The sequence below is a fragment of the Pseudoalteromonas luteoviolacea NCIMB 1942 genome, assembly GCF_001625595.1.
Taxonomy (GTDB): Bacteria; Pseudomonadota; Gammaproteobacteria; order Enterobacterales; family Alteromonadaceae; genus Pseudoalteromonas; species Pseudoalteromonas luteoviolacea_A.
Map to the genome: position 1 here is coordinate 130,517 of NZ_AUXT01000150.1, position 24,075 is coordinate 154,591.

General features: G+C 41.6%; 26 protein-coding genes. 12 read left to right on the forward strand and 14 right to left on the reverse strand.

What is annotated here, in order from left to right; genetic code table 11:
• Window positions 1–102 precede the first annotated feature (102 nt).
• The 3 genes from N482_RS09810 to N482_RS25910 all read left to right on the forward strand — a co-directional run bounded on the left by N482_RS09810 (window position 103) and on the right by N482_RS25910 (window position 1,445).
• Window positions 103–903: a response regulator gene (locus tag N482_RS09810; RefSeq protein ID WP_063376860.1), complete on the forward strand. Its 801-nt coding sequence runs from the start codon at window positions 103–105 to the stop codon at window positions 901–903.
• A gap of 172 nt (window positions 904–1,075) precedes the next feature.
• Window positions 1,076–1,321: a hypothetical protein gene (locus N482_RS09815; RefSeq protein ID WP_063376861.1), complete on the forward strand. Its 246-nt coding sequence runs from the start codon at window positions 1,076–1,078 to the stop codon at window positions 1,319–1,321.
• A gap of 1 nt (window position 1,322) precedes the next feature.
• Entirely contained in the window at window positions 1,323–1,445 is a 123-nt protein-coding gene (locus N482_RS25910; protein WP_269202108.1) for a hypothetical protein, read from the forward strand.
• A gap of 67 nt (window positions 1,446–1,512) precedes the next feature.
• Here the strand turns inward: N482_RS25910 and N482_RS09820 are convergent, their stop codons facing one another.
• Window positions 1,513–2,118 carry a peroxiredoxin C gene (locus N482_RS09820; RefSeq protein ID WP_063376862.1) on the reverse strand — a complete coding sequence of 202 codons (606 nt, stop codon included), beginning with the start codon at window positions 2,116–2,118 and terminating at the stop codon, window positions 1,513–1,515.
• Window positions 2,119–2,351: 233 nt separating this feature from the next.
• Window positions 2,352–3,065: a fatty acid metabolism transcriptional regulator FadR gene (fadR, locus tag N482_RS09825; protein WP_063376863.1), complete on the reverse strand. Its 714-nt coding sequence runs from the start codon at window positions 3,063–3,065 to the stop codon at window positions 2,352–2,354.
• A gap of 660 nt (window positions 3,066–3,725) precedes the next feature.
• Here fadR and dsbB point away from each other — a divergent pair.
• Both dsbB and N482_RS09835 read left to right on the forward strand, forming a co-directional pair.
• The gene (gene dsbB / locus N482_RS09830; protein ID WP_419555020.1) at window positions 3,726–4,229 is read left to right on the forward strand and encodes a disulfide bond formation protein DsbB; all 504 of its coding nucleotides are present in this window, start codon (window positions 3,726–3,728) and stop codon (window positions 4,227–4,229) included.
• A 13-nt stretch (window positions 4,230–4,242) separates the two neighbouring features.
• Window positions 4,243–4,545 (forward strand): hypothetical protein, encoded by a 303-nt coding sequence (locus N482_RS09835; protein ID WP_063376865.1) that lies wholly within the window; start codon window positions 4,243–4,245, stop codon window positions 4,543–4,545.
• A gap of 18 nt (window positions 4,546–4,563) precedes the next feature.
• On the opposite strand, the gene N482_RS09840 is transcribed toward N482_RS09835, so the two are convergent.
• Complete coding sequence (locus N482_RS09840; RefSeq protein ID WP_063376866.1) at window positions 4,564–4,863, reverse strand: ComEA family DNA-binding protein; 300 nt, start codon at window positions 4,861–4,863, stop codon at window positions 4,564–4,566.
• 204 nt (window positions 4,864–5,067) lie between these two features.
• On the opposite strand from N482_RS09840, the gene N482_RS09845 reads away from it, so the two are divergent.
• Window positions 5,068–5,382 carry a YebG family protein gene (locus N482_RS09845; RefSeq protein ID WP_063376867.1) on the forward strand — a complete coding sequence of 105 codons (315 nt, stop codon included), beginning with the start codon at window positions 5,068–5,070 and terminating at the stop codon, window positions 5,380–5,382.
• Window positions 5,383–5,477: 95 nt separating this feature from the next.
• Here the strand turns inward: N482_RS09845 and N482_RS09850 are convergent, their stop codons facing one another.
• From N482_RS09850 to N482_RS09865, 4 genes are all read right to left on the reverse strand, one after another.
• Window positions 5,478–6,671: an amino acid aminotransferase gene (locus N482_RS09850; RefSeq protein WP_063376868.1), complete on the reverse strand. Its 1,194-nt coding sequence runs from the start codon at window positions 6,669–6,671 to the stop codon at window positions 5,478–5,480.
• Between the two features lie 176 nt (window positions 6,672–6,847).
• A complete protein-coding gene (locus N482_RS09855) occupies window positions 6,848–7,507 on the reverse strand; it encodes a GAF domain-containing protein (RefSeq protein ID WP_063376869.1) in 660 nt (219 codons plus the stop codon).
• Between the two features lie 142 nt (window positions 7,508–7,649).
• Complete coding sequence (locus N482_RS09860) at window positions 7,650–9,299, reverse strand: SpoIIE family protein phosphatase (RefSeq protein WP_063376870.1); 1,650 nt, start codon at window positions 9,297–9,299, stop codon at window positions 7,650–7,652.
• A gap of 17 nt (window positions 9,300–9,316) precedes the next feature.
• Complete coding sequence (locus tag N482_RS09865; RefSeq protein WP_039608683.1) at window positions 9,317–9,622, reverse strand: STAS domain-containing protein; 306 nt, start codon at window positions 9,620–9,622, stop codon at window positions 9,317–9,319.
• A gap of 144 nt (window positions 9,623–9,766) precedes the next feature.
• Here N482_RS09865 and N482_RS09870 point away from each other — a divergent pair, with 144 nt between their 5' ends.
• Complete coding sequence (locus N482_RS09870) at window positions 9,767–10,096, forward strand: translation initiation factor SUI1 (protein ID WP_063376871.1); 330 nt, start codon at window positions 9,767–9,769, stop codon at window positions 10,094–10,096.
• Here N482_RS09870 and N482_RS09875 read toward each other — a convergent pair.
• Window positions 10,093–13,077: an EAL domain-containing protein gene (locus tag N482_RS09875; RefSeq protein WP_063376872.1), complete on the reverse strand. Its 2,985-nt coding sequence runs from the start codon at window positions 13,075–13,077 to the stop codon at window positions 10,093–10,095. The two genes, N482_RS09870 and N482_RS09875, sit on opposite strands and share 4 nt — an antisense overlap.
• Window positions 13,078–13,387: 310 nt before the next feature.
• Between N482_RS09875 and pheA the strand changes: the two genes are divergently transcribed.
• Window positions 13,388–14,542 (forward strand): prephenate dehydratase, encoded by a 1,155-nt coding sequence (gene pheA / locus N482_RS09880; protein WP_063376873.1) that lies wholly within the window; start codon window positions 13,388–13,390, stop codon window positions 14,540–14,542.
• Window positions 14,543–14,642: 100 nt separating this feature from the next.
• Here pheA and tyrA read toward each other — a convergent pair whose 3' ends face one another.
• The 6 genes from tyrA to N482_RS09910 form a co-directional block, all read right to left on the reverse strand.
• Window positions 14,643–15,776 carry a bifunctional chorismate mutase/prephenate dehydrogenase gene (tyrA, locus tag N482_RS09885; protein WP_063376889.1) on the reverse strand — a complete coding sequence of 378 codons (1,134 nt, stop codon included), beginning with the start codon at window positions 15,774–15,776 and terminating at the stop codon, window positions 14,643–14,645.
• Between the two features lie 269 nt (window positions 15,777–16,045).
• Window positions 16,046–16,405 (reverse strand): 50S ribosomal protein L19, encoded by a 360-nt coding sequence (gene rplS, locus N482_RS09890; protein WP_063355205.1) that lies wholly within the window; start codon window positions 16,403–16,405, stop codon window positions 16,046–16,048.
• A gap of 33 nt (window positions 16,406–16,438) precedes the next feature.
• The gene (trmD, locus tag N482_RS09895) at window positions 16,439–17,203 is read right to left on the reverse strand and encodes a tRNA (guanosine(37)-N1)-methyltransferase TrmD (protein ID WP_063376874.1); all 765 of its coding nucleotides are present in this window, start codon (window positions 17,201–17,203) and stop codon (window positions 16,439–16,441) included.
• Window positions 17,203–17,736, reverse strand: coding sequence for a ribosome maturation factor RimM (gene rimM, locus N482_RS09900; protein ID WP_063376875.1), 534 nt, complete (start codon window positions 17,734–17,736; stop codon window positions 17,203–17,205). Before rimM ends, trmD begins: the two co-directional genes overlap by 1 nt.
• Before the next feature lie 17 nt (window positions 17,737–17,753).
• Window positions 17,754–18,002: a 30S ribosomal protein S16 gene (rpsP, locus tag N482_RS09905; RefSeq protein WP_063376876.1), complete on the reverse strand. Its 249-nt coding sequence runs from the start codon at window positions 18,000–18,002 to the stop codon at window positions 17,754–17,756.
• Between the two features lie 294 nt (window positions 18,003–18,296).
• Complete coding sequence (locus tag N482_RS09910) at window positions 18,297–20,399, reverse strand: TonB-dependent hemoglobin/transferrin/lactoferrin family receptor (RefSeq protein ID WP_063376877.1); 2,103 nt, start codon at window positions 20,397–20,399, stop codon at window positions 18,297–18,299.
• 241 nt (window positions 20,400–20,640) lie between these two features.
• On the opposite strand from N482_RS09910, the gene N482_RS09915 reads away from it, so the two are divergent.
• From N482_RS09915 to N482_RS09930, 4 genes are read left to right on the forward strand one after another with little or no spacing between them, the layout of a single operon-like run.
• Window positions 20,641–21,459 carry a heme/hemin ABC transporter substrate-binding protein gene (locus N482_RS09915; RefSeq protein WP_063376878.1) on the forward strand — a complete coding sequence of 273 codons (819 nt, stop codon included), beginning with the start codon at window positions 20,641–20,643 and terminating at the stop codon, window positions 21,457–21,459.
• Window positions 21,456–22,505, forward strand: a complete 1,050-nt coding sequence (locus N482_RS09920) for a FecCD family ABC transporter permease (protein ID WP_063376879.1) — start codon at window positions 21,456–21,458, stop codon at window positions 22,503–22,505. Before N482_RS09915 ends, N482_RS09920 begins: the two co-directional genes overlap by 4 nt.
• Window positions 22,498–23,295, forward strand: a complete 798-nt coding sequence (locus tag N482_RS09925; RefSeq protein WP_063376880.1) for a heme ABC transporter ATP-binding protein — start codon at window positions 22,498–22,500, stop codon at window positions 23,293–23,295. Before N482_RS09920 ends, N482_RS09925 begins: the two co-directional genes overlap by 8 nt.
• Window positions 23,288–24,031 carry a HugZ family protein gene (locus tag N482_RS09930; protein ID WP_063376881.1) on the forward strand — a complete coding sequence of 248 codons (744 nt, stop codon included), beginning with the start codon at window positions 23,288–23,290 and terminating at the stop codon, window positions 24,029–24,031. The genes N482_RS09925 and N482_RS09930 overlap by 8 nt, the downstream gene beginning before the upstream one ends.
• The last annotated feature ends 44 nt before the right edge of the window (window positions 24,032–24,075 follow it).

Below are 24,075 nucleotides of genomic sequence, written 5' to 3' on the forward strand. Positions count from 1 at the left end.
ACAGCTAATCTCACTCTCTTGTATATGTATCTTTTTGCTCTGATACCACAGTGAGAATAAGCTGACATTACCATTTATTCTGTTTTTATCCTCAGGTTAAACATGAACGACTTACTCAGCACAGATCTGACGATATTACTCGTCGAGCCTTCGGTGACCCAACGTAAAATCATCGCAAATGAACTCAAAGAAGAAGGCGTGCAACAGATTGATTTTGCAGAATCAGTCACTACCGCCATTGAATCATTAAATTCACATATTCCAGATCTAATTATTTGCACACTCTACTTACCAGATGGTGATGCACTTTCATTACTGGATCACGTGCACGCACACTACAGCGACCATCAATTACCGTTTATGTTGGTATCTAGTGAAACTCGCCGACAGCAACTTGAGGCATATAAACAATCTGGAGTGGTCGCCATACTTCCTAAGCCATTTACTAAGGAGCATTTGGGTAAAGCAATCAACGCCACATTAGATTTATTATCTCCTCAAGAGCTAGAGCTAGATTTATATGATATTCAAGATTTAAGGATCTTAGTCGTAGACGACTCGACACTTGCACGCAACCATATTCAACGGGTGTTACGAAACCTCGGAGCCACACGCATATCTGAAGCTGAAAATGGCGCGCAAGCCCTCGCCGTTTTGCAAGAAAGTATGTTTGACCTCATCGTCACAGATTACAATATGCCAGAAGTCAATGGACAGGAGCTTACAGAGGCTATCCGTCGCTCTGATGAACACGCCCATGTACCAGTTCTTATGGTCACGTCAGAAGCAAATGAAACACACTTAGCAAATGTCGCGCAATCGGGCGTAAATGCGATGTGTGATAAGCCATTTGAGCCAAATATCGTCAAACAACTTATCTATCAAATGCTTGAGCAAAATTAACTAAATAATAGTTAAAAAGTCCATTCCCACTGGTTAAATTCACTAACAGCGTTTTTAACCAGCTTTCCCAAAAAATAAAAGTCATTAAAATTCAATCACTTAAAATTATTTTTTGAATTGGCACAACCTTTGTAATAGTTATTGCGACTAAACAAACAAAGGAAGCAAGACAATGAACGTATTCACAAAATTAATGACAGTAAGCCTTTTAGCTGGTGTATCAGTAACTGCTAATGCAAATACAGTAAGTAATGATTTACTAGATGAAATCCAAAGTCGTGTTAGTGAAAACATTCAAACAAGTATCGTTGAATTAAAAATAAATACTAAAAGGGCCCTGGTGGACAGCTTCGTTCGTATCAGTGAAGACGCAGAAGCAACTCCAAATGACTCTAATGAAGTCAAAAAGGAAAAGTAATATGTTTAGCGAAGTAACCTTAATTAGCTTGTTAGCAATGCCGGTTGTCAGTCTGCTGCTGGCGTATTTCTCTATCGAAACAGTTAAAGTGATTAGTCAAAAATGGTTTGTAGGTCAAGTATGATGAAACGCGTGGCACTGAGAGTAAAAAACCCGCATAAAGCGGGTTTTAAAACGATGGCAAATGCGGTTTATAGCTGGCCTTCGTTTTCAGATAGGAACTTAGCAACACCTTCAGGGCTTGCGTCCATACCTGATTTACCTTCAGTCCAACCAGCAGGACAAACTTCACCGTGCTCTTCGTGGAACGCAAGTGCGTCAACCATACGAAGCATCTCATCGATGTTACGACCTAGAGGAAGATCGTTAACTACTTGGTGACGTACATTACCTTCACCGTCGATTAGGAATGAACCACGGAAAGCAACGCCTGCTTCTGGGTGCTCAACGTCGTATGCCTGACAGATTTCGTGTTTAACGTCAGCTACTAGGTCATATTTAACTGGACCGATACCGCCTTCGTTCACTGGTGTGTTACGCCATGCGTTGTGTGAGAATTGAGAATCGATTGAAACACCGATTACTTCAACACCACGCTTTTGAAATTCTTCGTAGCGCTTGTCAAAAGCGATTAGCTCTGAAGGACAAACAAAAGTGAAGTCTAGTGGGTAAAAGAATACAACTGCTTTTTTACCTTTAATACGCTCATGTAGATTGTAGCCATCTACGATTTCACCATTACCTAGTACTGCTGCTGCTGTAAAGTCAGGAGCCTGACGGCCAACTAATACACCCATTGTTTTCTCCAAATAGTTAGGTTTAGTTCCAATATACAAATCGTTTTGTAATTTGATTCTAATTATTGAGGCGCTGTTTGCGAAAAACAACCCCTTGAAAAAATTTGCCTAAGTTTATTCAGCTCTTACCCAAAATAACAATCGAATTATCCGATAGGTACAATCTATAAATTCGATGACATAGGATTTTGGATACAAAAAAAGCTCCTAATTAGAGCTTTTTCATTCGATGGTTAATCCATAATGCCGTCTGGCATATCAGCTCGAATATGCTGCCATAACTCGCCAGACTGATGACCGTATTTACGGATCAGAGAAATTGCTCTGTCATGGTCCCCTTGCTTCGCCAACTCAGTTAAATCACGATAAAACTCTCGCGTAATTTTTCTGATTTTAGGCTCCGAGAAATAATGACAACCAATTTTTGAATACAAACCTCTAAAACCATTTAAAATCAAAACATAGATTTTGTTGCCGCCAGCAATAGCCAGTTGGTGGTGTACCTGATAATCGTAATCAGCAAATGCTTCGGCTGTATCTGGCAACTCATCGTACTGAGACAAAATCTCCGCAACTTTTGCGCCATTTAGCTTAATTGCAGCACGTGTATAAATCGCACTAATGTTAGTTCTAGCTGATAATAATTGGTCTGTAAGCTCAGGCACTTTGTCTTCATCAAGGCGAGCTAACGCTTCCAAGATGTTAAGACCTGAAGTCTCCCAGAAGTTATTTACTCGGGTTGGCTTGCCATGCTGAATAGTCAACCAGCCATCACGTGCCAAACGCTGAAGTACTTCCCTTAAAGTTGTTCTAGTTACTCCGATCAATTCTGATAACTCACGTTCAGCAGGCAAAATAGAACCCGGTGGAAACTCACCATTCCAAATCGATTCAACTATGTATTCCTCAGCAAAACCTGCTGGGCTCTTGGCTTTAAAAATTCTCATTTAGCACCACTTAAATTTACAACTTAAGGCGTTGTATTCATGAAGCACATTGCTTTTGCTAGCAGGCGATTCACGACAATGCAACTCGTTAATCCACTGATTGTACCAGATGGCTGCAAAGTAACAAGCGTAACTGCAAATTGATGAGCAGTAATACCATTCTGATCAACAATCACAATCGTAAATGGATCTCTCTTATTTGAAATAAACCAAACAACATAGCGGCAAACAACAATACAGGAGACTATTAAATACTGCGCAATCCCTATTTTAGGTTCATTCCAGCTATTCTGTAGAACAACTAACCTAGCTCAGCACTCACCTTTAATCTAATGCACCAATGTGATGCCGTACGCATACCTGAAGAGTTCTCGTTTTAATGTGCTTATCTATTTCGTCCAAAATCCAATAAATTTACGAAACAAACTTGAAATTAAACTGTCAGAAATACAAAATTTTAGTTTGTAAATGGGACATGTTATCTAATAGGGTGGCGTTAACGTCAGTAATCAGCTTTGGTTCTCTGGTTGTTCCCATTAAAAACACAAAAAAAATTTGCGAAGGGGAAATACCTCACGCAATAACATCACCGACATCGCAAAGACATTGCGATGTGTAGTATACATCGCCATAATAGCGGCAAAATAAGGAGGTAGTATGTTGGATAAATTGGCGAACTTTTCTCGCTCAACCACTGCTTGGGCAATCTTGTTTATGAGTGCCTTGATTTTCGAAGTTGTGGCATTGTACTTTCAATATGCCATGGGCTTAGAACCATGTGTAATGTGTATCTACCAGCGCACCGCTGTCTTAGGCCTGTTAATCGCATCTCTCATCGGGCTTTGTGGTAAAGGTAACTATTTGGTGCGACTTATCGCAACAGCAGGCTGGGGTGTTTCCGCCATTTGGGGCTGGTTGCTTGCTCGTGAACATCTTGACATGCAAACCACGACCGATCCTTTTGCATTTACATGCGCATTTGAGCCTAATTTTCCCGTACCATTACATGAGTGGATCCCCTCATTTTTCGCAGTCACTGGCAGCTGCTCAAGTATAGATTGGTCGTTTGCTGGACTTTCTATGCCTGGTTGGATGGAAGTTATTTTTGCAGCCTACGCGATTGGCTTTATAATATTTGCGCCTATTATAGTATTTAAGAAGTAACATTGAGAAACATATGATTTTTAGATTAAGCCAAGTGCCAGAGTTGTCTTCCCTTAGTTTGAGAGACAAACAAAAAGTTAAAGCGATTGCATTGAGCATGCTAAATGGCAAAGAAAAAGTATTTTTAGCCGTTTGCAAACTGCTGCTGTTGACACCTTTTTTTATGGCACTAGCTTACTTTGAAGGCTTTTATTTACTACCTGTATTACTTATTGCTGGCCTAGCTTATCCTTTGTTTACAGTCCCGGTGGAAATTCAATTTGCATTTAAATACTTAGACAATGCACTAAAAGAGTTTGAGCAGGGCCCAGCATAGGCCCTGTACTCCATCACGTCACTGAAACACGACTCGCTCTTTAAGCTTGTCGACAATACCTTTCCCTATCCCTTTCACCCTTGTTAATGCTTCAAAGTCGTTAAACTCCCCTACCTCTTCTCTATCGGCAACAATCGCGCGAGCTTTTAACAACCCTATACCTGGCAAGGTGACCAACTGCTCAACTGTAGCTGTGTTGATGTTAACTATGACCGCATTACTTTCTTCCATAACATTTTGGGTTTCGGCCTGTGTGACACTACACAAGATAAGTGCCCAAATGAGTAACACTGCGGTCCATAAGTTTTTAAATAGCATGAAGTCCCTCCTATTGAAACTATTTAAATTTGTATGCCTTATTGGCATTAATAAACATAGAGTTTTACCTCATAGTTTGTAAACTGAATAGGAATATTTTCATTGTATTTTTTTCATCTTGAGCGTCTAATAAAGCGACTTTAAGTTGCATTAAAACCCATTTAGGTTTACTGTATAAAAAAACAGTGTTTTATGGAGGTGATCATGGCTGTTGTTGTAAAATATGTGGTTGAAAGAAATGGAGTAGAACGAATGACTTTTACTAGCAAAAAAGAGGCTGACGCCTACGATAAAATGCTGGATGTCGCAGAAGCTTTGGAAGGCATGTTAGAAAAAGTCGATGTGCCACTGAGCGAGCAACAAGTGGAATCACTGGCGCTCGAGATGGCAAAATATAAAGACGACTTTATTTCAGTATTAAAAGGCAGCAAGCCCGCTACTGAGAAAGAAGCAAAAAAGCCAGCAAAAAAATCTGAAGAAACCAACGACGATAAGGTTACAGTAATTAAACAGGCTTGATTTCGTATAGTGCCATTAATTACTGACTCGTCCCACAAAACGCAAAATGCCCAACTAATGTTGGGCATTTTAATTTTATAATGCAGTGAAGCTGATTACTTAAGCACTGCTGCAACAGCATCTGAAAAGTAATCTATGTTGCTTTGACTGATGCCCGCAACATTTACACGGCTTGATCCAACAATGTAGATTGAATACTCTTCACGTAAGCGATCGATCTGCTCTTTGTTAATACCTAGGAACGAGAACATACCATGCTGACGCTCAATAAATGAAAAGTCATGGCCTGTATTTCTCTGTGCCAGGCTATCTTTAACAAGACTACGCAGCCCATTGATACGGTTACGCATCTCAGCCAATTCTTCATGCCAAAGCTGTGTTAACTCGTCACTTGAAAGGATCGTGTTCACAATGTCTGCACCGTGTGCTGGAGGCATTGAATAGATACTGCGCACTACGCTTAGTAATACAGAGTTTGAGATATCCGCTGTCGCGCTTTCTTTAGAGATAATAGAACATGCGCCAATACGTTCTCTGTATAGGCCAAAGTTCTTAGAACATGAAGAACAGATAATCATCTCTTCAACCGTCTGAGCTAGTAAGCGAAGACCTTTTGCATCTTCATCTAAGCTGCTACCAAAACCCTGGTATGCAATATCTACTAGTGGCGTGAAACCAACTTCTTTTGCAAGATCTGCAAAAATTTGCCATTGTTCAGCATTTAAGTCCATACCACTTGGGTTGTGACAGCACGCATGCACTAAAACAACGTCTCCTTTAGGCACTTGCTTTAGCGTGTCGATCATTTCGTCAAACAGAAGACCTTTATTTTCATAGTCGTAATATGGGTATTCTTTAACATTCAACCCCGCTGCTTCAAACAGGCTGATATGGTTCGCCCAAGTTGGTGTGGTTACCCAAACAGTTGCGTCTTTATTACAACGTTTAATAAACTCAGCAGCAACACGTAATGAACCTGTGCCGCCTGGCGTTTGCGCCGTGCGTACACGATTAGCCAATAGTGAGGTATGACTATCACCCAATAGAAGTTGTTCCATCTTCGAGCAAAAGTCTAAGTTTCCAGCCAACCCGATGTAAGACTTTGTTGTTTCATTTTCTAGGCGAAATGCTTCTGCTTTTTTTACAGCTTTAAGCACAGGTGTAGCACCTTGCTCATCTTTATATACACCTACACCCAAATCAATTTTATTAGGGTTATTGTCTTGCTTATAAGCTGCCATAAGGCCCAAAATAGGGTCTGTAGGAAGTGGTTTTAGTTCTGAAAACATGTATATTTCTTTTCCTATTAAAACTGGTACGCAAAAATGACAGACAGAATAAAAGCGTGCTTTACTTCGTAATCCCTGCCCAGCATTTAGTATTTAAATTGCTAGATACTGCGTAAGAGCCATGGGGTTAAAGTTGCCACCAATACTAACACAAATTAACAAGAAGACGAGCCTTGTTAATGTGGAAGGTAATGCGTTATTTTCATGCATGCAGCAACAAGTACAGATAAATTGTCAGCAGTAAAAAAGTCTTTACTAAATGCTTCAGCATCAATGATCCCAACACACTCAAAATTTTCATCAAGCAATGGTAAACATACCTCAGACTGTACTTTTGGATCGCAAGTATAGTACTCACCACCTTGAGCGATATAGGCTGGGATATCATTGATAATTCTCGAGCGCGCTGACATAACCGTTTGAATATTATTTGAGGTGCCAGCAAATTGTTCATTAATAGGGAATAACGGCCTGCTAGGAGCCCCCTGATATGCTAATTTCAGCAATTGTTGCTCTTCCTCAATAGGCCTTGCTTGATAAATACCAAACCAATCAACGCCAGTTTGATTGTGAACAAACTCCACGATGGCTTGCAGCTTAGATAAGCTCGCATCATTTTCTTCACTATCATCAATGTAGTCGTTAAGTAGGAATGGGGCTTCTTGCAAGTGTCCAAATAGACTACAACTACCACCTTCACCCAATTCGGGAATTTTATATGACCATACCGGCTGGGCATGCTGCGTGGAAAGGTGCTCTGTCAATATCGTAATTTTACTCTTAACTAACGCTGGATCGAGGGTTGTCTGTGTTTTATCTAAGTACGCTGAAATCATTTGGCCATCCAAACATCTATGTATCTAAACCAAATCTAACATGCAAATTACTATGTGGCCATAGAACAGAGCAATTTTTTATTAATTCAAGTGTAATAAGACAGGGCTTTGGGGGTAAAAATTACATAAGGTGTGACGTATTTCAAATAAGTGCGTAGACAAGCTTAACTTGATTTCCCATCTGATTATATGTGACGCTATCGGCTATTTCAGAAAGTAGCTGTACCCCTCTGCCATGTTCATTTGAGGAGTAACCATCAGTTTGCGCTGAAGAGGGTGTAAAACCACATCCTGAATCACAAATTTCGAAGGTAATATTGCTAGCGCAAGGGCAATAAGCTGCAGAAATTTCGATTGACGCATCGGATAGTTTAGCAAGTGTATCTGCTCTTTGAGCATAGTACTCAAAAAAGCCATCTTCTTGGTTCTTTAAGTCAGAACTCAACCCCAATACCCCATGATCAAGCGAGTTATTATAAGCTTCTGACAAGAGTAAGAATATATTTGACCGGTGCGCATCCACCCCTTCCACACTACTTAATACATTAACAATTTCAAGGACAGGATCTGTGGTCTTCATTTGCTCAGCATCAAGCGACACTGATACATCAAATGGGATAGATGAGTAATTCGATTTCGTTTTGCTTTCTTGCACTGCCGGCAGGCAGTTAACAATCGCAATACTAAGGTCGTCTTGTTGCTCAGCATGTTCAGAGTAATTTCTCACGTAATCTATGACTTCATGGGTTGATATTTCAGGTTTACTTCCCAAGGTATCAATTAGGCGAGATTCACCAAACATATTGCCATCTGGACCTTCACTCTCGATGATGCCATCCGTCGCCATGACCAGCCGCGTACCTGCTTCAACTTCTAGGTGTAGAATGGTCCTCTCAAACTCTTCTTCATCTAGGATACCCAACGCCATATGCTGAGACTCAATAGTTTTGAGTATTTCACCTTGCCTGTTGATCAAATAAATATCTGGTAGCCCACCTATCCATGCTGAAATATTTTTACCTGAGCTGCTTATCTCAATTATCGCTGCTGCACAAAACATATGACCGGGAAGCAAAGTATATAACGAACTGTTTAATTCTGTCGCTATGTCCCCTACAGCCATACCTTTTTGCACCATGGTGTAAAAAATTCTGGAAGCTGGTAGAGCACCCACAGCGGCCGCTAAGCCGTGGCCCGTAAAATCTCCCAATAAACAATAAAAGCCGCCAATGGGACTTTTTGCCATTAAAAACATGTCACCGTTAAACATCGAAGCTGGTGATAGATGGAAATCACAAATCGATTCAAATTTTTGCTGCCCCGAAAGCGCATTACGAAATATATGCTCTACAATCTCATGCTCTCTTTCGGTCTGGTTATAATGGTATTGAAGCTGTTTTTTCTGCTCATTAGCTTCTTTACTGAGTTTTCTTGTTCGCGCATGAGCGCGTATTTTGGCAGACAAAATCACTCTATCGAATGGCTTGTGAATAAAGTCGTCACCGCCAACTCGCAAACACTTCTCAAAGCTTGCGTGATCTTCAAGAGCTGTAATAAAGATAATAGGAAGATACACGTCTCCAGCGTGCTCTTTGATCTTAGGCGCTGTTTCAAAACCATTCATGACGGGCATCATGACATCTAGCAACACGATATCAACTTCATATTGCTTTATTAATTCCAGTGCTTCCAATCCATTGTTTGCAACCAACACGTCATAGTGTTGGTGTTCCAACATGGTTGTCAACAGCCGGCAATTTAAGGGCTGGTCATCAACGACTAAAATTAGCATTTTGTGATCTAATGCAATCAGTCTATTTCAAACTTTTTGTCGAATCTTGAGATCTGCAAAATCTTTTTCAACTGAGGTCTGCAGTTGCTAATTTGAATACTCCCAACAGAGTCACCGAGGGTTTTCTTCATGTTGAGTAACATGCCTAACGCAGAGCTGTCCATATAGTCAGTGTCCCTTAAGTCAACAACCACTTTTTCTGTTTCGTCATTAACCTCTGCATAGGCTTGGCGAAATGATTGCACTAGATTAAAGTCGAATTTTCCTTTAATTTGAATCGTTAAAGTCTTTCCATCAGCTGAAGCATTTTTGCTCAGGCTCATTGCAAGCTCCTACTCAAAGTTTAGTATTGTTATCCATCTTTCTGTTTTAAATATAATCGTATTAAGCAAATTCGCCAAAAAAATATAACTTGGTAAATCACTTTTTGCTACTATCGAACTAATAAAATAAGTTTGGAGTAAACAATGTCAGATTCTCGTTTGGTCTTTTCTACCGAGTTTGGCAGGATCAAAGCTGATGACGAGTCGCAACGACCCGAAGTAAAACTTTTCAAAGACGGGCATATTCGAATCGAACGTCAAACAAAAGGCAGAAAAGGAAAAGGAGTAATGCTAGTCGTCGGGATAAACCCTGATGAACACGACTTGAAAAAACTAGCCAAATTACTTAAAAGTAAAATGGGACAAGGTGGCGCCGTCAAAGAAGGCGTTATCGAGATTCAAGGTGATGATCGCGAAAAGCTGAAAGGTTTGCTGATCGCTCAAGGGTTTAAAGTAAAAATTGCAGGGGGCTAATTCCCTGCAGCTTTCATGATATCTTGTGATTGACCGAACACGTCTTGTTCTGTCAATGGCGCACTGTAATAATAACCTTGCACAATATGGCAATTATTTCTCTGTAAAAATGCTACTTGCTCCGCAGTTTCTACACCCTCAGCAATCACTTTCATACTAAGCTTTTGAGCCATTGCTATAATCGCTGCAGTAATTTCCATATCATTTGTATCTTCAGGTATATCTTTAACAAACGAGCGGTCTACTTTAAGCACATCAACAGGGAATCGCTTAAGATAGCTCAGTGATGAGTAGCCTGTGCCAAAATCATCTATTGACAATGAAACACCCAGCTTTTTCATTTCTTTTAATTGTTCTATGGCCGCCTCAACATCACCCATAAGCATACTCTCGGTTAACTCCAAGTGTAAGAAAGCCGGTGGAAGCCCAACTTCACTTAACGTTTCCGAGATAGTTTCGATAAGGTGAGTATCCTTAAACTGTCGCGCCGATAAGTTAATTGAAATGTCCGCTGTATAGCCTTTAGACTTCAGTAAAGCCGAGAAGCGACACGCTTCTTGTAAAACCCAAGTGCCAATTTCCACTATTAGTCCAGTTGCCTCAGCAATTGGAATAAACTTTGTTGGCGATATAGGCCCTTCTGTCGGATGAAACCACCTAATCAAAGCCTCATAGCCGACAATTTTATTTGTTTTGCTATCAATCTGAGGTTGATATTGCAGTGAAAATTGCTGGCTTTTTATTGCTTGTCGCAGTTCATTTTCTATATGAAGTCGCTCGTTAGCAGCTGCATTTAACTCTTGAGAGTAAAAATGGAACGTATTACGACCTTTGGCTTTCGCTTCATACATCGCCAAATCAGCATGCTTTAACAGCTGCTCTTCTTCCTGACTATCAAATGGCGCAAGCGTAATACCAATACTGGCACTGACAATCACCTCATTATTTCCTAATGAGATTGGTTCGCTGAGCGTTTTTTGAATCGTGTGTGCTACATCCATCGCATTATCACGCTTACTGATACCACTCAAAAGTACAGCAAATTCATCTCCACCCAATCGCGCTATTGTATCTTCAGCTCTCAGTCTTTGTTTCAACCGGTCTGCAACTTCAACTAGTAATCGGTCGCCAGCGTCGTGGCCCAGCGTATCATTAATACGTTTAAACTCATCAAGGTCAAAATAAAACAAGGCAAATGCATAATGACCGCGAGATGCCAACGCCATTGACTTACGTAACTGCATTCGGAAAAAGGTTCGATTAGCCAAACCAGTTAACGTATCGAAATAAGCCAACTCTTCCATTTTTCTTTGGCTTTCTTTTACAAATGAAATATCTTGTGCCGAGGCGACGTAACTTGAGATACGGCCCCCATTCTCTCGTATTGGAGAAATACTCAAGCTAACCCAAATTTGCTCGTTGCTACTACTTTGCAGCAAGGTGTCACCACGCCAATAATTCCGGCTTCTAAGGTCAAAATCTATATCATCTATTAAGATTGCCATTTCGTTAGAAATGATACTAAGCAGTGGCGAATCTAGAAAATGAGACTCCGAAAACCCAGTCATCTCTACCATCTTGGGGTTGACGTACTCAACCTTGAACCTTTCATTGGTAATAACGACACCTGTGCCTGAGAAAGCCACTGCTTTAGACAAGCGATTAGCGGCTTTTTCGGCAATTTCCTTTTCATTGATGCGTTGGTTGAGGCCATTTACTAATTTTTTTATATCATCACTCATATCATTGAATGACGCATTCAACAGCCCTATTTCATCGTCACTGTCTGACAACTTTGGATGGTCCCACTGACCTCGGCCGAAACTAATAAGCACTTTCACAAGTTGGTTAATACGCTTCAGTATTAAGTGGTGGAGCACTTGATGAAGTAGCATGGCAACAAACGCTGCATAGAGTATGAACAGGCCAAAAAACTTTACTTTAAGCTCTTCTAAAGCATGTAATGCTGTGTCTCTGCGCTTGTAGATCCCAACATACCAATCTAACGCACCCAAATGCATTACGTTTGCAATGTGGCTTGTTTCAGCGTAGACAAATTCATCTTGAAAACTGGGTAAATTAACTTTAATCGCTGTATCTATTACCTGTTGAATTGATTTAGGTAGCGCATCTTTACTCAGGAGTTCTGACCTTGACGTTGCTTTGAGCAAACTAGGTGCAGACAACACCCGCCCTTGCTTGTCAAAAATAATGTAGCTTTGTTCTGCATTGGGTTTGGGCAACCTTGCGAGTAAAGTTTCCAGCTCAATATCACTGCCAGTAAACCCACGATAAGTATCCCCTTCGTAAAGAGGTACTAATATACTCACAACCCACTTATTCCAAACAGGGTCGTGGTGAACATCAGACCAAATTGCTTCTCTGGTTGGGTTTAGCTCTTCACGCAATAGAGGCTGAGCATGTATATTTGCATGGCGGCTCTGTTCGTCGTCTAACAGCACTGAATTAGGAGGTGCAATACGAACGAAATCTTCAGTGGTATATAAATAAAAGTTAAAAAAGTCTTGTAGTAATATGGGTGACAGAATATTCCACAGGGCTTCAGAACTCTTAAACAATACTTTATCTGTCGCGGATAGCTCCTCTTTCAGCATGTAAGCTGCGGACATCCCATTAAGTGCTACGCTGTGGGTACGACCAGAGGCCGAAGTTAATGACAGTTCGCTAGCGCTAGTGACGCTGCCATCGACAATGGGTAACAATCGCTTTGATACCACCACATTAGTTTGTTGTGCTAAGTTTCTTTTCAGCTCGAGATATTGAGAAAACTGTTGAATGGCTTGTTCGCTGATGCTGTATAATTGCTTAAATTCCGCCTCTACTAGGTGTTTTTCTTCCGACTTAAGCATCAGTGCAGCAGCAAAAACCCCTGCAATAACACAGACAGCTGAAATCAAAATTGATAATTTCACGCTCAATGAATTCGCACCGAAACGTGAAGGAGGACGGCGATTGCCCACGATAAAACCTTAACCTAGTTATGTTTTTTTTAATAAAGTGCTTTGAATATATCAGATCACGTAATTCGTAGCCAATCCATTTCAAGCATAAATTAAAATACCTTATTGTATTCCTACAATGTTATGTGTTAATAATAACCTCAATGTTACGAATTTAAACTTAAATAAAATATGATGTTCATTACGCGACCTTATTTTTTCTTTTTTAGCTTCTTTAGATGAGGAGGCTTATCTGTTTGCGCGTAACAACGAATAGCTAAGCCTCCCAAACCTGGGAGGCTTTTTTTTTGGCAAAATGGGAGTGAGGACCATGACGCAAGATACATTGAATGCATTAAGGACAGAGATCAATGAAATTGACTCTGAGCTACTAGTACTATTAGCAAAACGCAGGCGCATTAGTCATGGCGTACTGGAATATAAGATCAATAACAATAAGCCCATCAGAGATGAAGAGCGAGAATTAGCACTGCTGGAAAAACTCATACATTATGGTAAATCTTTGGGCTTGGACCCTTTCTATATCAACAATGTTTTTCAAGTCATTTTGGAAGATTCAGTTCTGAATCAACAAGCCATGCTGCAAAAGAGTTTGAACCCTGGCACCGTCAATGATACCCATCGTGTTGCGTATTTAGGAGGTCAAGGGTCATACAGCCAGTTCGCTTGTCATAAGTACTTCAGCCGTCGTCCTGGCAAGCTTGTAGAGCTAGGTTGTCAATCATTCGATGAAATCACAACCAGTGTAGAGCAAGGTAAAGCTGACTTTGGCATATTACCAATAGAAAATACCAGTTCAGGCAGTATCAATGAAGTATTCGATTTAATGCAGCATGCACAAGTTTCGATTGTTGGAGAAGTGACACACAGTGTCGAACACTGTCTACTTGCCCAACCAGGCGTTGAACTAAAAGATATCAAAAAAATATTTGCTCACCCTCAGCCATTCGCACAATGTAGCCGCTTCATTCAAAGCCTTGCTGATATTATTCAAGAAACATGTGATTCAACCTCTAGTGCCATTAAAATGGCAGCTGAGACACAACAAAGTGCGGCGATTGGCTCTGCACAAGCAGGGAAAAGCCAAGGGCTTGAAGTTATAAAAGATGAGTTAGCAAACCAAGCAGAAAACCACAGTCGTTTTATTGTGGTTGCGCGCAAACCGCTACAAGTCTCAACGCAGATCCCAACTAAAACCAGCTTAATCATGGCGACTAAACAACAAGTAGGTTCCTTAGCAGATGCTTTAATGGTATTTAAGCAACACAGCATCAATATGACTAAATTGGAATCACGCCCTGTACCAGGCAATCCTTGGGAAGAGGTTTTCTATGTTGACTTGCAAGCCAATATTGCCGAAGAGCATGTGCAAAAAGCACTTGAGTCTCTGAAGGAGCATACTCAAACGGTAAGGATCTTAGGCTGCTACCAAAGTGAATCCCTCAAAGCCGTAGACCCAATTTAAACACACTCTAGCGTGAAAACGACTGGGCGACTCTACTAGTACCATAAAAAATGCTCCGCCAAGCGGAGCATTTCGTTAAAACCGTGTAACTAAAGGGCTATTAACCGAGTACTTTAGCATCATTGGCTTTGTTTAAGAGGCCTCTACTTTGCGCCAAAAACGAATGTGCATTGTCTGAAAAGTAGGTTTTAGCCACATCAAAACCTTTAATAAGTTCTGCTTTATCTTGGTTTTTAAGGTTCTTTAAAGTCTGCGCAAAGGTGTCTTGATAACTTGCCAATAACCCTTCTACATCTTCAAATTGTGCCAACATAATATCGGTATAAAGCTCGGGGGATTGTGCAAACAATCTCCCTACCATCATTAGTTCTAGCTGATAAATTGGAGAGGAGCAGGCTCTTAACTCTTCTAGAGTATGACATTGACGGGCCAAGAATTGTCCGTACACAAATGTCGTTAAATGCCTCATCACCTGAATAATTTGCATTGCTTGGTCATGTTTCTTTGCTGCCATTGGGGCAATATAACAGCCCCAAATTTTTAGCTGCTCCAATAGCCCTTGATACTTTTCTGGATATCGCCCTTCACACGCAACAACCGTTTGTTTTACCCAGTGAGATATGTCAGGGCCAAACATTGGATGTAAACCAACAACTGGCCCAGAGTGCTTTTCAAGTAAACAACGCAATGGTTTTTGCTTAACAGAGGTTATATCAGCCAAAATGCATTCTGGATTTAACTCAGGTAAGCTCGCAACGACTTCTTCAAGAGTATTAATAGGTACACTGATTAAAACCAGCTTCGCATCTTGTAGTATTTCTGCTGCATTGTTTTGCTGCGCTTTATCCAATACTTTAACGTCATAGCCCGAACGCTTAAACTGTTTTGCAAACAGTTGGCCCATCGCACCTTCTCCGCCCACTATCACAATTGGAGATAATTCAGGTTCAGCGCAGGCCAGTTCACTTTGCTGATTTTCATATGCTTCACGCATCATTCTACGCAAAATATCTTCTACAAGTTCAGGGTTAACCCCCTTCTTTTCAGCTTGAGTTCGTCTTGCTGCGATTAAAGCGGCCTCGCGTTCCGGCGCATGTAATGGAGCGCCATTTCGTTGCTTAATCTTACCGACTTGCTCAGTGAGTAAACGCCTTTTAGCTAGTAAGCTCACAAGCTCACTATCGCACGTATCAATATGTTCACGCAGCTCATCCAAGCTCAAGTCTTCTCTCATCCCCATACCGTAAACCTTAATTTACACTAGTAAATATATAATTACACCAAGTCTAACAGGACAATTAATATTAAGAAAGTACCTTTTTTCGTTGTTATAACAATTGTAGGCAATGATCCTCATCAAGAGGAAAATAGTCGATGAAAAGTGATGCGATTTAATGCCCAAGGGGGCGAGAGGCAATATAGAGATGTATGTAGAAATTGTATTTAAAACCAAACAGGCCGCTGTAAGCGGCCTGTTTGTTAAGCATAGGTAGTATGCGCGTATTAATTAAGTTTTTCTTTAATACGTGCAGATTTACCAGAACGCTCACGCAAGTAGTAAAGCTTAGCGCGACGAACCGCACCACGACGCTTAACTGTAACGCTATCAACCAGTGGGCTGTGTGTTTGGAAAACACGCTCAACACCTTCACCGCTTGAGATCTTACGAACAGTGAAAGATGAATGAAGGCCACGGTTACGCTTCGCGATTACAACACCTTCAAAGGCCTGTAGACGCTCTTTGTTACCTTCTTTAACGCGTACCTGAACAACAACTGTGTCACCAGCGCCGAACGCAGGTACGTCTTTTTTAAGCTGCTCTTCTTCAAGCGCTTTAATAATATTTTGGTTTACTTTTGCCATTTTATTTCTCACATTCCTAGGAGTAACTGTCTTCTAGCCACAAGCTTCATTTTCTTGCTGAAATTCAGCGAGAAGCTTTGCTTGCTCCTCAGTCAGAGCTAGGTTACGCAACAAGTCCGGACGGCGTAGCCAAGTCCTGCCCAACGACTGCTTTAAGCGCCATTTTGCAATTTCTTTGTGGTTCCCACTGAGTAATACAGAAGGGACCTGCTTTCCATCCAATATTTCAGGCCGAGTATAGTGAGGGCAATCTAACAGGCCATCCGAAAATGAGTCCTGCTCAGCAGACTGATTGTGGCCAAGCACACCAGGCACCAATCGTGCGACTGCATCGATAAGTGTCATGGCAGGTAATTCGCCACCACTGAGAATAAAATCACCGATGGACCATTCTTCGTCTACATGAGACTCGATGATCCGTTCATCTATACCTTCATATCGACCCGCAACTAAAATCAATTTTTCAGACTTTGCCAATTCGGCAGCGCCTTGCTGATCTAGTTTGCGCCCTTGCGGAGACATGTAAATTACTTTTGCACCTTCACCAGCTGCTGCTTTTGCAGCAAGGATGGCTTTTTCGAGAGGCTCCACCATCATCAACATACCAGGACCACCACCATAAGGTCTGTCATCCACAGTGCGATGTTTGTCAGTAGCGTACTCTCTAGGGTTCCAACAATTGAACTCAATCAAACCGTTTTTCACAGCTCGACCAGTTACACCTTGCTGAGTAACTGCATCAAACATTTCAGGGAATAACGAAACAACGCCAACCCAAAGTTTTTGCTGATCACTCATTAAAATGCAGGATCCCAATCAACAGTAATTTCACGTTCTTCATGCTTAACCTCAATGATGACAGAATCTGTCAAAAATGGGATTAAGCGTTCAGTCTGACCAAATGCATCTTTTTTGTTTGCTTTCACAACCAAAACGTCATTTGAGCCAGTCTCCATAAGGTCATCAACATGACCTAAGTTATAACCTTTATCGGTTACAACTGTCATACCAATTAAGTCTCGCCAATAAAACTCCCCTTCTGGTAATTCAGGGAGATGCTCACTATTAACAGCGATTTCAGCATTGGTATAAGCCATTGCTTGATCTCTGTCATTGATGTTCGCAAATTTAGCGATGAAACCCTTGTTGTGACGACGCCAGTCGCTCACTTCAAGTGCTTGCCATTTATCTTGTTGCCCTATCAACCACGGGCTGAAATCGAAGATCCCTTGGGGATCATCAGTAAATGAATGCACCTTAAGCCAACCCTTAATACCATAAGGGGCACCTAATTTGCCGACAACGAGTGTCGAGGTGTTATCTTGACTCATGGTTACACTTACGCCTATTAAGCCGCTTTACGAGCGTCTTTAACTAGCTTAGCTACGCGATCTGAAAGAGATGCGCCTTGACCTACCCAGTGTTCAACACGAGCAAGATCTAGACGTATTTTTTCTTCCTGACCAGCAGCAAGTGGGTTAAAGAAACCTACTTTCTCGATGAAACGACCGTCACGCGAGAAACGGCTATCCGCAACCACGATTTGATAGAATGGACGCTTTTTAGCGCCGCCACGTTGCAAACGAATAGTTACCATACCGTCCTCTACATAGATTGACTGTTTTCATTAATAAGATAAAACTTCCCAATACGGGAAGCTCGGGAATTGTACGAGTTTTTTTCAACAATGCAAGCATGTTTTAGATTTTATTCTCAATCTCGACACGCTTGGCCCAATTTAAGCCAATTGCACTCTATAAAAAGGTCTCATACGGACCAAAATAAGAAACGGACGTCTATTATATACATCCGTTTCTGGCTTTACTACTAAGACCTAGACGTTACATATTAATATAGCGCCTAAGGGTTTAATCAGGGAGATTAATTCCGATTAGAAGATGTACTTCGCGTTGATCGCAAAACTACGACTAGGCTGCGTATATTGATTTAAATTTGTATCCGCATCTAACCCTGCCACACTTTCATATGGGATGTACTCTTTATCTAATAAGTTGAATACACCGACATTTAACCTTAAGTTACCAAAGTCATACTCGGCATATAAGTCAATTGTACCCCAACCGCTAGTTTTGACTTTATTGGCTTCTGACACTTTGGTCATTCTCTTAGCACCTTTGAAAGCTGCAGTCACTGACCAGTTATCCGCCTCGTAACGCGCTTTTACAAAGCCATTCAGAGGGCTGATAGAATTTATATACTGATTAGTTTCCTTGTCTTTACCCTTGGTGTAAGTAAGTCCCGTGTCCAAAGCCACATTATCGTTTAGCCATAGGGTAAATTCCGCCTCAAGGCCCTCAATCTCTACCTTGCCAACGTTGTGGTACTGATAATAGGTTTTTGGTGGCATACCAGGGATCTGGCTCGGCTCCATCCTAACAACTTTGTTGTCAATAAAATCATCAAATTTTGAATGGAACACAGTTACTGCAAACTGTTTAGAGTCGAAATTACCTTTTACACCAAATTCAACACTATCACTGGTTTCAGGATCTAGCTCTGGGTTTGGTAAGATTTGGTAGAAAGGTTCAACCCCGTGGCTTTGGTATGCCAAGTCATGTGGTGGGACCTTAAAGCCTCTTGCATACTGCGCGACAAAGTTTAAGTTATCACTCACTGAAAATACCACACCAAGTTTAGGAGATAATGCTGTCTCGCTGATATCACCAAAGTCAGTCCCCGTATAAAGTTCACTGTCTTTTGCATCCATCTCATAGCGATCTAAGCGCAGCCCTGCATTTAGAGTTAAGGTATCCGGTATCAAGGTGATGTTGTCTTGAATAAATACACCTAGCATGGTTGTATCTGCACCCGGGAACGTTTTTTGACCTTCATTATCTAAGAGCTTGTTGCCTTGCGCATCTTTACGAGTTTTAAAACGCGGCCTTGCAGTTTCATAACTATCAAAGTCGAAACCATATACTAGTTGATGAGAAGCGGTACCTAACTCCAGCTGTTTGTCTAATACCAAACGAGTACCAAAGATTGACTGCTCAAATCGATAATCGTTGAAATCAGTGTAAGGGCCTGTGCGGCTGCGGCTACCGTTATTCCATCTCACTTGATCACTGGTTTGCTCAAAGTCCGTGTAATAGACCTGTGCATTTAAATTGTCGTAGAGCGCGGTTGCAGCACTTGTATCAAAATCCAATGAAAAGGAAATGCTTTCATTGTCATCTCTTGTTTCTACCTGAGATGGTGTAATGATTTGTTCACTGTCTTGATCAAAGTAGTCAACTGTCACCAGCACGCTTTCTGTGTCTGTAAGGTTAAACTCAGATTTTAGTAACAATGCGCTTGACGTGTAATCGAAACCAGGTAAGTCTTCTTGGTAGTTTTGAGCACCTTCACCATCACGACGTGTTACCTGAATAGAAGTAGCATTAAAGTCACTGAGCTTTTTAGCAAACGTTGCCGTAGTACTCTTTTCGGAATTAACTTCATAATAGCCAAGGCCAACTTGTGCATAAGTGTCTTTTTCAGATAAGTAATCTGAAGGGTTTTTAGTCGATATTACGACGATTCCACCTAATGCATCAGAGCCATATAAAGAGGAGGCAGCACCTTTCGCTACTTCTATCTGCTTTACATTGTCAACATCAAAGTAGCCACGTCCAATAATTAAACCACCGCCACCTGAATAAGCATCATTTAATCGACGACCATCTTTTATATACACAACTCGATTTCCACCGATACCACGAATATTGAGCGCTTGGGCTTCTCCAGTAGAGCCCGATGTTGTTATCCCTGTTTGATACTTAAATGCACTATTCAAGTCCACTGCCAACTCACGTTCAATTTCTTGTTCGGTGACAACATTTACCGAGCCAGCTACATCATTGAGCTTTTGCTCGATGCGAGACCCCGACACTACGATTACCTCGCTGTCTTTTTCAAATTGCTCAGCAACTGAACTTGGCGCAGCAAAGAAAGCTGCTGCAATACTTAGCGAAATAGTAGTTTGTTTAAACATTATCTTTTAACCTCAAACAGGAAGAACGAATAAATTTCGCTGTGCACTATAAAGGTATTTCCCATGCAACACAAATGATAATTGTTTGCATTTCTATAATCATATAGATTTTATTTTCTATCAAATGTATTATTGCCTCATCGGATAAATGTACTCATAAAGGATTTATAAGTGGCCCATCAGTGCGTCATACAACGTGCTTATTGGTCAAAAACTCAAGTAATTAAACGTGAGAAAAACAATGAAATACGCAATATTTTTAGGTATCTTTTTGGCTGCATTGAGCTTTAATGCTGCTGCCGAGCGCATTGTTGTCGCAGGTGGCACCATCACTGATATCGTCTATGCATTAGAAGCGGGTGATGATGTCGTCGCTGTAGATACTTCAAGTACTTGGCCACCGAAGGCGGTGTCGTTACCTAAAGTAGGGTATTACCGAGATTTAGCAGCCGAGGGGATTTTGTCTCAAAAACCGACTCTGATCTTAACGCTTGAAGGGGCAGGCCGTCCGCAAGTAATAACACAAATTAAAAGTACTGGCGTCCCAGTCAAACTATATGACAAACCTAAACAGGTGGACGAATTATTTACACTCATCAATCAAATTGCCGTCGATCTCAATAAGCAACCACAAGCTGAGAAATTAATTCAGGCACTTAAACAGCAGCTTCCGAATAGGCCTAAGCTATCTACCACAAAGGCGTTGTTTATTCTTTCGGCAGGTGAACGTGGTGTCATGGTCGCAGGTAAAGAAACCGTGCCCGATATCTTATTCGGTTATACGGGAATTAAAAACCTTGCAACCCACAATGGCTTTAAGCCCTTTAATCGCGAAGCCTTGCTGGTTAGTGACCCAGATTTTTTAGTTGCCCCAAGCCATGTAGTTTATGGTGCAGGAGGCCCAAAGCAATTCTGTCAGCAAGCAGCGCTTGCACTGATCCCCGCTGCGAAGGAATGTCGTTTGTTGGTAATGGACTCATTGATGTCACTCGGTATGACTACACGTCTACCTGAAGCCATTGCAAAACTCCATTCATTTCATCGTAAGCAGGCGCTATGAGCAACATTGCCCTTCCTATTCTAAATTCCAAATATCATATGAAATGGTACTGGCTGAGTATGATATTACTGCTCAGCTTAGCTTGGTTATCTCTTAGCAGTGGGCCTGTCGGTTGGGACTGGAAAATGCCGATTGCATGGCTACTACCAGATTCTATGACTGCTGATATTAATGAATTGCAGATGAGTGTTGTGTCACAGATAAGGCTTCCAAGGTTATTGTTGGCAATACTAATTGGCTCGGTCCTCGCTTGCAGTGGCGCAGCCACTCAGGCTCTTTGCCGTAACCCACTTGCAGATCCAAGTTTAATGGGCGTAACTGGTGGCGCGGCAGTCGCAGCAATCGCCGTTATCGCTCTCGCTCCTAAAGTCAGTTTTATAAATGAAGCGATGGTTGCCCCAGCCGCATTCATAGGTGCTTTAACTATAACCAGTGTTATTTATCGTTTGGCTAATCACCAAGGCCAGGTGCAAATTACAACATTACTCCTCGCTGGCGTCGCTATTAATGCGATTGCGATGGCAATTATTGGCCTTTTTAGCTTTTTTGCAGATGATAGCTCTTTGAGACTCATGACTTACTGGCAAATGGGTTCACTAGGTGGTGCTAGCTGGTCGGCAATGGCTTACGGTGCCCCACTCATCATTGTCAGTACTATTTTATTACTGTTTAAAAAACGCCAAATCAACGCTTTGATGCTAGGAGAACGAGATGCAAGGCATTTAGGAGTTAATGTCAAGCGACTCAAAACTGAAGTTGTATTCTTAGTTGCATTGGGTGTCGGTGGTGCAGTTGCGATGGCCGGTATGGTTGGCTTTGTCGGACTCGTAGTACCGCACATTGCACGCCTGTTAGTCGGTCCAGATTTACGCAAAATGTTGCCCCTGAGCATGTTGCTAGGTTGCTTGCTCATGTTATTAGCTGACTGGATCGCACGTTTAATTGTTGCTCCTTCAGAGTTACCGATCGGCATAGTGACAGCCCTGTTTGGCGCCCCTTTCTTTATTTATCAATTAGTAAAACAAAAGCGAGGTAGCCATGCTTGAGTGTAAAAATATAGGCATTACTCGCGGTAAAAAACGCATCATTCGTGACCTTTCGTTTAAAGCAAGCCAAGGTGAATTCATTGTTTTGCTTGGTGAGAATGGCGCGGGTAAATCAACTTTGCTCAGTGCGATTTGCGACGACCTAGACTACTCGGGCGAAGTATTACTTCATGGCACACCTATGATGCAATACGCCCCTCAAAAATTGGCGACCCAACGTGCCATCCTGCTGCAAAACAACCGTGTCAATTTTGCATTTAGCGCGGCGGAGTTAATTGCTATGGGCCGCTACCCATACTATGAAACAGCCCATGCTCAAGCAAGCGAAGTTAATGATATCGTTTTACAAATGGCACTAGAGTCAATGGCTGACAGAGATGTTACTGTGTTATCCGGCGGTGAATTTCAACGCGTCCAATTTGCAAGGTGTATTGCCCAATTAGACGCTCACAAAAAACACACAACAGGTAAGTTAATGTTGTTGGACGAGCCGACATCTGCGCTCGACTTACATCACCAACATACCACTTTAAGTAAAGCTAAAGCATTTGCAGAACAAGGCAACACCGTTATTGCTGTGTTGCATGATTTGAATCTTGCATCTCTATACGCTGATCGAATTTTACTATTGCACCATGGTAATATTTACCATGATGGCAACCCACAAGATGTTTTGCGCCCAGAAGTACTACAACCTATCTATCGCGCTGGCATGCAAATAAACTTGCACCCCAGCTTTCAAATCCCTATGATTTTTTCAGAACCGCTAACAGGAGCCTCTAATGCGTGAACAGGCCGCTTTTGAAGCACGCACTTTAGTAAGACAATCAAATGTCTGTGTGATCTCAACAATCTCTAAAAACCTTCATGGTTATCCTTTTGGATCTGTGTCTCCTTTTATGACGGACAATCAAGGTAGACTTATTTTTTACATTGCAGGTATTGCACAACACTCTCGCAACCTCAATGAAGACAGCCGCATGTGCGCTACGGTATTTGATGCCGCCGAAGAAGGTGACCAAAATGCACATGCCCGCGTAACCGTTGTGGGCGACGCCGCCCCCTTACCAGCCGAAGAGTCGGAAGCTTTACTTGAACGTTACGAACGCCAATACCCAGAAGCAATATCATATCGTCAAGCACACGATTTTCAGCTGTGGCGTATGGAAGTGAAACGTGTCCGTTACATTGGTGGTTTCGGTCATATATTTTGGATAGAAAAAGACGAATGGAATGCCCAAGAGCCAGATTGGACACTAGAAGATGAGAAGAGAATGGTTGAACACATGAATGACGACCATGCTGATGCCAATCAGCTGATGCTCAAGCTTATTCACGATGTCGAGGCCAATGAGGTCGTCATGACTACTATTGTGCCTGATGGCTGCTACTTAAGAGCACATGATAAAAACTATTACATTCAATTCGAAAATATATGCATGGACAGTAAAGCTGTTCGTATGGAATTGGTAAGGCTAACTAAATTGGCGAGAAAAGCACTTAATACTGAAGCAACTCAAGATTAGTCACTGTGAGTATTTGATCCATATGCTAGAAAATAAAAAAGGGA

What these genes read in the sequence shown, in the direction of transcription:
- N482_RS09810 (WP_063376860.1), top strand. Translation starts at nt 103, where the DNA reads ATGAACGACTTACTCAGCACAGATCTGACGATATTACTCGTCGAGCCT.
- N482_RS09815 (WP_063376861.1), top strand. Translation starts at nt 1,076, where the DNA reads ATGAACGTATTCACAAAATTAATGACAGTAAGCCTTTTAGCTGGTGTA.
- N482_RS25910 (WP_269202108.1), top strand. Translation starts at nt 1,323, where the DNA reads ATGTTTAGCGAAGTAACCTTAATTAGCTTGTTAGCAATGCCGGTTGTC.
- N482_RS09820 (WP_063376862.1), bottom strand. Translation starts at nt 2,118, where the DNA reads ATGGGTGTATTAGTTGGCCGTCAGGCTCCTGACTTTACAGCAGCAGCA.
- fadR (WP_063376863.1), bottom strand. Translation starts at nt 3,065, where the DNA reads ATGAGAATTTTTAAAGCCAAGAGCCCAGCAGGTTTTGCTGAGGAATAC.
- N482_RS09835 (WP_063376865.1), top strand. Translation starts at nt 4,243, where the DNA reads ATGATTTTTAGATTAAGCCAAGTGCCAGAGTTGTCTTCCCTTAGTTTG.
- N482_RS09840 (WP_063376866.1), bottom strand. Translation starts at nt 4,863, where the DNA reads ATGCTATTTAAAAACTTATGGACCGCAGTGTTACTCATTTGGGCACTT.
- N482_RS09845 (WP_063376867.1), top strand. Translation starts at nt 5,068, where the DNA reads ATGGCTGTTGTTGTAAAATATGTGGTTGAAAGAAATGGAGTAGAACGA.
- N482_RS09850 (WP_063376868.1), bottom strand. Translation starts at nt 6,671, where the DNA reads ATGTTTTCAGAACTAAAACCACTTCCTACAGACCCTATTTTGGGCCTT.
- N482_RS09855 (WP_063376869.1), bottom strand. Translation starts at nt 7,507, where the DNA reads ATGATTTCAGCGTACTTAGATAAAACACAGACAACCCTCGATCCAGCG.
- N482_RS09860 (WP_063376870.1), bottom strand. Translation starts at nt 9,299, where the DNA reads ATGCTAATTTTAGTCGTTGATGACCAGCCCTTAAATTGCCGGCTGTTG.
- N482_RS09865 (WP_039608683.1), bottom strand. Translation starts at nt 9,622, where the DNA reads ATGAGCCTGAGCAAAAATGCTTCAGCTGATGGAAAGACTTTAACGATT.
- N482_RS09870 (WP_063376871.1), top strand. Translation starts at nt 9,767, where the DNA reads ATGTCAGATTCTCGTTTGGTCTTTTCTACCGAGTTTGGCAGGATCAAA.
- pheA (WP_063376873.1), top strand. Translation starts at nt 13,388, where the DNA reads ATGACGCAAGATACATTGAATGCATTAAGGACAGAGATCAATGAAATT.
- tyrA (WP_063376889.1), bottom strand. Translation starts at nt 15,776, where the DNA reads ATGAGAGAAGACTTGAGCTTGGATGAGCTGCGTGAACATATTGATACG.
- rplS (WP_063355205.1), bottom strand. Translation starts at nt 16,405, where the DNA reads ATGGCAAAAGTAAACCAAAATATTATTAAAGCGCTTGAAGAAGAGCAG.
- trmD (WP_063376874.1), bottom strand. Translation starts at nt 17,203, where the DNA reads ATGAGTGATCAGCAAAAACTTTGGGTTGGCGTTGTTTCGTTATTCCCT.
- rimM (WP_063376875.1), bottom strand. Translation starts at nt 17,736, where the DNA reads ATGAGTCAAGATAACACCTCGACACTCGTTGTCGGCAAATTAGGTGCC.
- rpsP (WP_063376876.1), bottom strand. Translation starts at nt 18,002, where the DNA reads ATGGTAACTATTCGTTTGCAACGTGGCGGCGCTAAAAAGCGTCCATTC.
- N482_RS09910 (WP_063376877.1), bottom strand. Translation starts at nt 20,399, where the DNA reads ATGTTTAAACAAACTACTATTTCGCTAAGTATTGCAGCAGCTTTCTTT.
- N482_RS09915 (WP_063376878.1), top strand. Translation starts at nt 20,641, where the DNA reads ATGAAATACGCAATATTTTTAGGTATCTTTTTGGCTGCATTGAGCTTT.
- N482_RS09920 (WP_063376879.1), top strand. Translation starts at nt 21,456, where the DNA reads ATGAGCAACATTGCCCTTCCTATTCTAAATTCCAAATATCATATGAAA.
- N482_RS09925 (WP_063376880.1), top strand. Translation starts at nt 22,498, where the DNA reads ATGCTTGAGTGTAAAAATATAGGCATTACTCGCGGTAAAAAACGCATC.
- N482_RS09930 (WP_063376881.1), top strand. Translation starts at nt 23,288, where the DNA reads ATGCGTGAACAGGCCGCTTTTGAAGCACGCACTTTAGTAAGACAATCA.